The 6,742-nt window shown below is 44.8% G+C and carries 4 protein-coding genes; 1 reads left to right on the top strand and 3 read right to left on the bottom strand.

The window, feature by feature from the left end:
• Window positions 1–145 precede the first annotated feature (145 nt).
• Complete coding sequence (locus tag NDI35_RS14600) at window positions 146–793, bottom strand: RNA polymerase sigma factor (protein ID WP_445313365.1); 648 nt, start codon at window positions 791–793, stop codon at window positions 146–148.
• Between the two features lie 217 nt (window positions 794–1,010).
• Here NDI35_RS14600 and NDI35_RS14595 point away from each other — a divergent pair, with 217 nt between their 5' ends.
• Window positions 1,011–1,799, top strand: coding sequence for a DUF5131 family protein (locus NDI35_RS14595; protein ID WP_445313364.1), 789 nt, complete (start codon window positions 1,011–1,013; stop codon window positions 1,797–1,799).
• On the opposite strand, the gene NDI35_RS14590 is transcribed toward NDI35_RS14595, so the two are convergent.
• Complete coding sequence (locus tag NDI35_RS14590) at window positions 1,780–2,949, bottom strand: three-Cys-motif partner protein TcmP (protein WP_445313363.1); 1,170 nt, start codon at window positions 2,947–2,949, stop codon at window positions 1,780–1,782. The two genes, NDI35_RS14595 and NDI35_RS14590, sit on opposite strands and share 20 nt — an antisense overlap.
• Window positions 2,950–2,986: 37 nt before the next feature.
• A complete protein-coding gene (locus NDI35_RS14585; RefSeq protein WP_445313362.1) occupies window positions 2,987–6,700 on the bottom strand; it encodes a hydantoinase B/oxoprolinase family protein in 3,714 nt (1,237 codons plus the stop codon).
• Window positions 6,701–6,742 lie beyond the last annotated feature (42 nt).

The following is a 6,742-nucleotide window of genomic DNA, read 5'->3' as shown; positions in this document are numbered from 1 at the left end:
GGTGCGCTGATGAGGAAACTGGTGCATTTGGCTTTTGGGATTTTAAAATCCCAAAAGCCTTTCGACCCAAATTATTTACTCGCGACCCCTTGACAGTTCAAGACAGTATCTACAACTAGAAAGGGCGGATTTATATGGTGTATATCTAGACAAGTGCTTCTTGATAATCGAGATTTTCATCGAGATAAATAGCCCGAATATCCTCCGGCAAATTTGATTCTAAAGTTTGATATCCTTTTTGCAGTAAAGCCTTTACCTGAGCGGGCGAAATAGCTTCGCCTTCTGCTTGCAAATAAGCTGCAATTCGAGTTTCGCTCCAGCGGAAAGTCTGAGCCATCAACACCACTAAACGCGGCAGCGGCGCTAACAATTCCAAGGCTTGTTTGACGTAACACCACAGGGGAGGCGGAGCCGATTGCAAAGAGTAGTGAATCGACTCAACAGGGGGCAATTCAGCTTGATTTATGCAGACTGCGGTGACATTAATCAGCCAGTTTTGGAGACTGAGATTTCCGCCATCAGACTCTTGGATCTCGCGGCGCAAATCGAGACCTCGCAGTTCGTGATAGATGTGCAGCCAAGTGTGGGCAAACAGGTAATCGCCTTGTACGGGCGATCGCACGGAATGGCGAATCAGGGAGTGTACAATTTGAGCGTAGCGGCAAAAAATCGCCGTGAAGAAGCGACCCTGATCGGGATGGTTTTGAAACAGAGTCAATAATTCCTGGTCGCTGTGATGGAACAGGGATTTGACCACAGGATGGTTGAGTTCGGAAAATTTAGGTGTTTGCACAATTGTTCTGGAATAGATTTGGTAATATATGCTGGTGCAGCACGATTCTACAACACGATATACATTTGATGCAAGTGCTTAAAAAATATGTTGATAATAAAGTCAAATTTATTATATAATTAAGTTGTAGATGACAGTGAATAAACCTCAATTAGTAGAGTGAATCTTATTGGTTCAGTGTCACCTACAAATGTTATTTAAATGGTAAATTCTTTGTATGTCTAGCATTAATACTGGTATTGAATGGACCGACAGAACGTGGAATCCAACAACGGGCTGCGATAAAGTTAGTCCCGGTTGTACGCATTGTTATGCCGAAGCATTAACAAAAAGGTTTCACACTAATTTTCCTAACGGTTTTGATTTAACATTGCATCGCGAGCGGCTGCAAGAACCCAAACGCTGGCGAAAACCGAGCCGCATTTTCGTGAATTCGATGAGCGATTTATTTCACGAAGAAGTTCCTTTTTCATTCCTTCAAGAAGTTTTTGAAGTGATTCGAGAAACTCCTTGGCACGTATATCAAATTCTGACCAAAAGACACGAACGCCTTCGCGAACTAGCAGATAAATTAGACTGGCATGAAAACATTTGGATGGGAGTTTCTGTTGAAAATCAAAAGTACGTTGACAGGATTGATTGTTTGCGAAAAGTACCTGCCAAGGTCAGATTTCTCTCGTGCGAACCGCTTTTAGGTGCTTTGGATATTGATTTAAAAGGCATTCATTGGGTAATAGTGGGGGGAGAATCTGGACAAAAACACCGTCCCATGCAAGCAGAATGGGTTGAGAGTATTCAACAGCAGTGTGAGGAGGCTGAAGTAGCGTTTTTCTTCAAGCAATGGGGAGGTAGAACACCTAAAGCTGGTGGGCGACTTCTGGATGATAAAATTTGGGATGAGATGCCGGAAGCATGGGATAAACATCAAAGGCAATTCAATGGCTACACTTTCAGGATGAGTCGTAACTCAAATAAAGTAGTAGCACCTACTTTGGTAAAAATGTAACTGTCACCTTCTCTCCAAATGTAATTTCTCCTTTGTACTTCCTTCGTTTACTGGCAGGTGGATCTGCTATTATTTTACCTTGTTGTTCGAGTTTCTTAAGAGCTTCTTTGTAATTTTTACTAATGTAGCGCTTGCCAACATGATGCTGATTGTAAATTTGTTCCATAGTCATCGTCTGAGCGGCAAATTCCTCCAACAACAAATTTTCCAGCTCATCCAGAGGACGGTAAAGCTCATATAATAGGGGATATCTAGGTGGAGCGGGATTGTATTCAAAAGAAGAAACACCTTGTTTAGCGCTAGAGCTTTCTCCAGCCATGATTTCTTTCATGATTGAATAACCCAAAACATTTTTTGAGACAAAAATTAAATGATGGGTAGTCCGATTACCTCCTTCATTTTTAAAGCAAAATGGGAGTACATATGAGCCACCTATTTCTTTCAAAGCCTGAGAGATAGCCTCCACAATTATTAACTCTCGCTCCTCTGGTTGCTTCGATTCAAGCTGTCCCCTAAGATTGTCTGCTCGTTCTTTACCGAAGAGAGAATTCATGTGCTTCTCTACGGCTGTATTATGCAATCCCATGTTAATCCGGTTGTAGTTAAAGAAAAATATACAATCACAACCCCAATCTTTGATGAGCGTTCCAATTAGCGCAAGTGACAAGCCTTTATAACCCCAAGGGTCGATAAAGAATAGTGTAGGAATCTTAGTGATTTGTTTAATTGCTTGAACAATTTCTTCTCCAACCTCCTTATTTAAAAGTATTGGCTTATGGGTTAACCTGCCTATATCTGGGATGGATTCTATAGCCTGCTGGAGAGACTGAGTATTATTTGAGTCCTTATCATTAAACAAGGTTACTAGCATTTGTGACATATCTGGATCAGCAATAGCACGTTCCAAGATAAGTAGTGGAGTAGACTTAGTACCGTCTTGATAGGAACCTGGCCCAGAGAACAAATCAATATATGCAATTTCTGTAGACTTTTTTTGTGGGTTTTTATTGTCATTCAGTCGTTTTTTTTCTTGTGCGTTTTTGATTTGTTTGATCATTATTTTAGCCCAGGCCCAAAAGTATTTAGCAACTATTTCTGATTTCACTAAAGAATTCTCTCTGGACTCATCAAAGAAAGAACTGTCAGGCATCACAGTCACCTCTACAATTTAGTTAATTTTACTGCGGCTACATAATTGTACCATAACCTCCGCCCCCCGGAGTCTCAATGACAAACACATCCCCCGGCAGCATTTCCACAGTCGCCGTACTTCCCAATTTCTCAACTTTACCATCAACCTTTTCAACATAATTTCGCCCAACTTTCCCCGCTTCACCCCCATTCAAACCGCAAGGAGAAATCACCCGCCGCCCCGATAAAATTCCCGCCGTCATCGCCTCCCGAAACCGCACTCGCCGCACAACTCCATTACCGCCACTATGAGATCCATTCCCGCCGCTATGATCCCGAATTGCAAAACTTTCCAACAACACCGGGAACCGCCATTCTAATACTTCGGGATCAGTTAAACGCGAATTAGTCATGTGAGTTTGAACCGCATCCGTACCGTCAAAACTTGCACCACCACCCGAACCGCCGCAAATTGTTTCGTAATATTGATAGCGCTGATTTCCAAAGGTAAAATTATTCATAGTTCCCTGAGAAGCCGCCATCACTCCCAAAGCACAATACAAAGCATCGGTAATATTCTGCGAAGTTTCCACATTTCCGGCAACTACCGCCGCTGGATAGCGAGGATTCAGCATACAGCCTTCGGGATTGATGATTTCGAGAGGTTTCAAACAGCCCGCATTCAGAGGGATATCGTCATCTACCAACGTGCGAAAAACATACAAAACAGCGGCTTTGCACACCGCAGCGGGAGCATTAAAATTGTTGGTTTGTTGACCTGAAGTGCCAGTAAAATCTATTTTTGCACTGCGCGCAGATTTGTCAATTGTAATCGCTACCTTAATTTGTCCGCCACTATCCATCGGATAAGTAAACTCGCCATCTTGCAAAACATCAATTACCCTGCGTACCGACTCCTCCGCATTGTCTTGTACGAAGCCCATATAAGCTTGCACAGTCTCTAATCCATAATGTTCTACCATCTTGCTCAGCTCTTCTGCGCCGCGCTTGTTAGCAGCAATTTGTGCTTGCAAATCGGCTATATTTTGAGCGGAATTGCGAACAGGAAAATTACCCGATGTCAGAATTTCTAGTAATTCTTGTTCTCGAAAATTGCCCTCGCTTACTAACAGGAAATTGTCAAGCAATACACCTTCTTCAGTTACTGTTGTACTGTTAGGAGGCATGGAACCGGGAGTAATGCCGCCGATGTCGGCGTGGTGTCCCCGCGAGGCAACATAAAACAAAGGAAGGGAGGAATCCGGATCAAATACTGGAGTAATCACGGTGATATCTGGTAAATGCGTGCCGCCGTTGTAGGGATTGTTAGAAACATAAACATCGCCCGGTTGAATCGCATTGCCTTGTGCTAAAATTAAAGCTTCAACGCTTTCGCTCATCGAGCCTAAATGTACGGGAATGTGGGGGGCGTTGGCAACTAATTGCCCGTTTTTGTCGAAAATTGCACAGGAAAAGTCGAGGCGTTCCTTGATGTTGACTGAGGAACTTGTGTTTTGTAATGTGACGCCCATTTGTTCCGCGATCGCCCGAAACAAATTATTAAAAATTTCCAGCAAAACCGGATCTGATTTAGCCGCAGATAAACGCGAATGAACGCCGATATTATCTGCGTCCATCTGCGTGCATCTGCGGTTCAAAATTAGATCGTTATTTTCGGTGATTTCCGCTTCCCAGCCCGGTTCTATGATATTAGTTCCCGTTGCTTCAACAATCATAGCAGGGCCTTCTATGCAGTCGCCCGATCGCAAATCGTCTCTGTGATAAACAGGCGTTTCCCGCCACCCGCCAGCAACATAGGTTTGCACCGTTGAAATTGGTTGCACGGGCAAGATGCCCGTGCCACCAGAGGGGGAAATTGTGGAGGCTTCCGGCACATCCATTCTTTCTACAACTTCCACCGAAACCGCTTCCACAATCAGCGGTTTTTCTGGCATAATAAAACTGTAACGCTGTCGGTGGGCTGCTTCAAATTCAGCCTGCATCGCCTCAATATTGTCAGCAAAATTAACCGCCAAAACAGAGTCACTTCCCTGATATTTTAAGCGCAACTTGCTAACAACTAAAACCTCTGACCCATTCTCTGTGTTCTCTGCGCCTCTGCGGTTCAATTCCCTCTTTCCCTCAGCCTCCAATTCGGTTAAAATATGATGTAAATCCGGTAATAATTCTGCATTTAATTGTTGCTCGATCGCCCTTTCGCGAATAGCCCGCACATCAGCCAAACCCATACCGTAAGCGGACAACACACCCGCATAAGGGTGAATAAATACCCGTTTCATCCCCAAAGCATCGGCGATCGCGCAAGCGTGTTGGCCGCCCGCACCGCCGAAACAGCACAATGTATACTCCGAAACATCGTAACCGCGCTGAAGCGAGATTTTTTTGACAGCATTTGCCATCTTTTCCACAGCGATCGCCAAAAAACCCTCCGCCACCTCTTCGACCGTCCTCTCGCCCCCAATTTCCCCCGCTAATTGCCCAAATTTTTGCTTTACTACGTCAGGGGCGATCGGCAAATCTCCATTCAATCCAAATACTTTCGGGAAAAAATCCGGTTGAATTTTCCCCAACATCACATTGCAATCAGTCACCGTCAAGGGGCCGCCTTTGCGATAGCAAGCGGGCCCAGGATTGGCCCCTGCAGACTCCGGCCCGACGCGGTAGCGAGCCCCGTCAAAAAAGACAATTGAACCGCCGCCGGCTGCTACAGTGTGAATTGCCATCACGGGCGATCGCAATCTCACCCCAGCAATTTCCGTCTCAAATTCGCGTTCGTATTCGCCGTTAAAATGGGCAACATCTGTCGAAGTTCCGCCCATATCAAAGGTAATAATTTTATCAAAACCTGCCTTTTTGCTCGTTTGAACAGCACCGACAATTCCCCCAGCAGGCCCGGATAAAATACTGTTTTTTCCTTGAAATTGTGCCGCGTCCACTAAGCCGCCGTTCGATTGCATGAACATTAATGTGGGGAATTGGGCATTGGGCATTGGGCATTGGGCATTGGGCATTAATAATCCCTCGTTCCCGGAATCTGCCTCGATTAACTGACTGATTACTTGTTCGACGTATCGACGTAAAATCGGAGATAAATAAGCATCGACAACCGCAGTATCTCCCCGCGAAACTAATTTCATCAGCGGGCTGACTTCGTGAGATACTGAAATTTGAGTAAAGCCAATTTCTCTGGCTATTTTAGCAACTTGTTTTTCGTGTTCCGAGTAGCGGTAGCCGTGCATGAATACGATCGCACAACTGCGAATTCCCTCATCGTATGCTTGCTGCAAAGACGGGATAAACTCGGGATTGACAGCAGTTAACTCCTCACCTTGAGCGCTGTAGCGTTCGGCAACTTCAATAACTCGATCGTACAGCATCTGGGGCAAAACAATGTGACGCGCGAAAATATTCGGGCGGTTTTGATAGCCAATTCTCAGCGCATCGCCGAAACCTTTAGTAATTAACAGAATTGTGCGATCGCCCTTTCGTTCCAGCAAAGCATTTGTCGCTACCGTCGTCCCCATTTTAATCGCTTCAATTTCGGCGGCGGGTATGGGAACATCTGCGGCAATTCCCAAAATGTCGCGAATTCCTTGCACTGCGGCGTCAGTGTAGCGTTCTGGGTTTTCCGACAGCAGCTTGTGAATGACTAATTTACCGTCGGGGCTGTTGGCGACAATATCGGTAAAAGTGCCACCGCGATCGATCCAAAATTGCCAGCGAGTGCGATCGGGATAAGTAGGATTCATATCTATTTTTTGTGAAATTTTTGCTTAACTAATTTACAATTA

Source organism: Microcoleus vaginatus FACHB-2002 (genome assembly GCF_040004035.1).
GTDB classification, from domain to species: Bacteria; Cyanobacteriota; Cyanobacteriia; order Cyanobacteriales; family Microcoleaceae; genus Microcoleus; species Microcoleus vaginatus_C.
Note: the sequence above shows the minus strand (reverse complement) of the source record. Positions and strands in the feature narration are given on the sequence as shown.

Excerpts from the sequence above, each read along its gene's own strand:
- NDI35_RS14585 (WP_445313362.1), bottom strand. The coding sequence starts at position 6,700 with ATGAATCCTACTTATCCCGATCGCACTCGCTGGCAATTTTGGATCGAT.
- NDI35_RS14590 (WP_445313363.1), bottom strand. The coding sequence starts at position 2,949 with ATGCCTGACAGTTCTTTCTTTGATGAGTCCAGAGAGAATTCTTTAGTG.
- NDI35_RS14595 (WP_445313364.1), top strand. The coding sequence starts at position 1,011 with ATGTCTAGCATTAATACTGGTATTGAATGGACCGACAGAACGTGGAAT.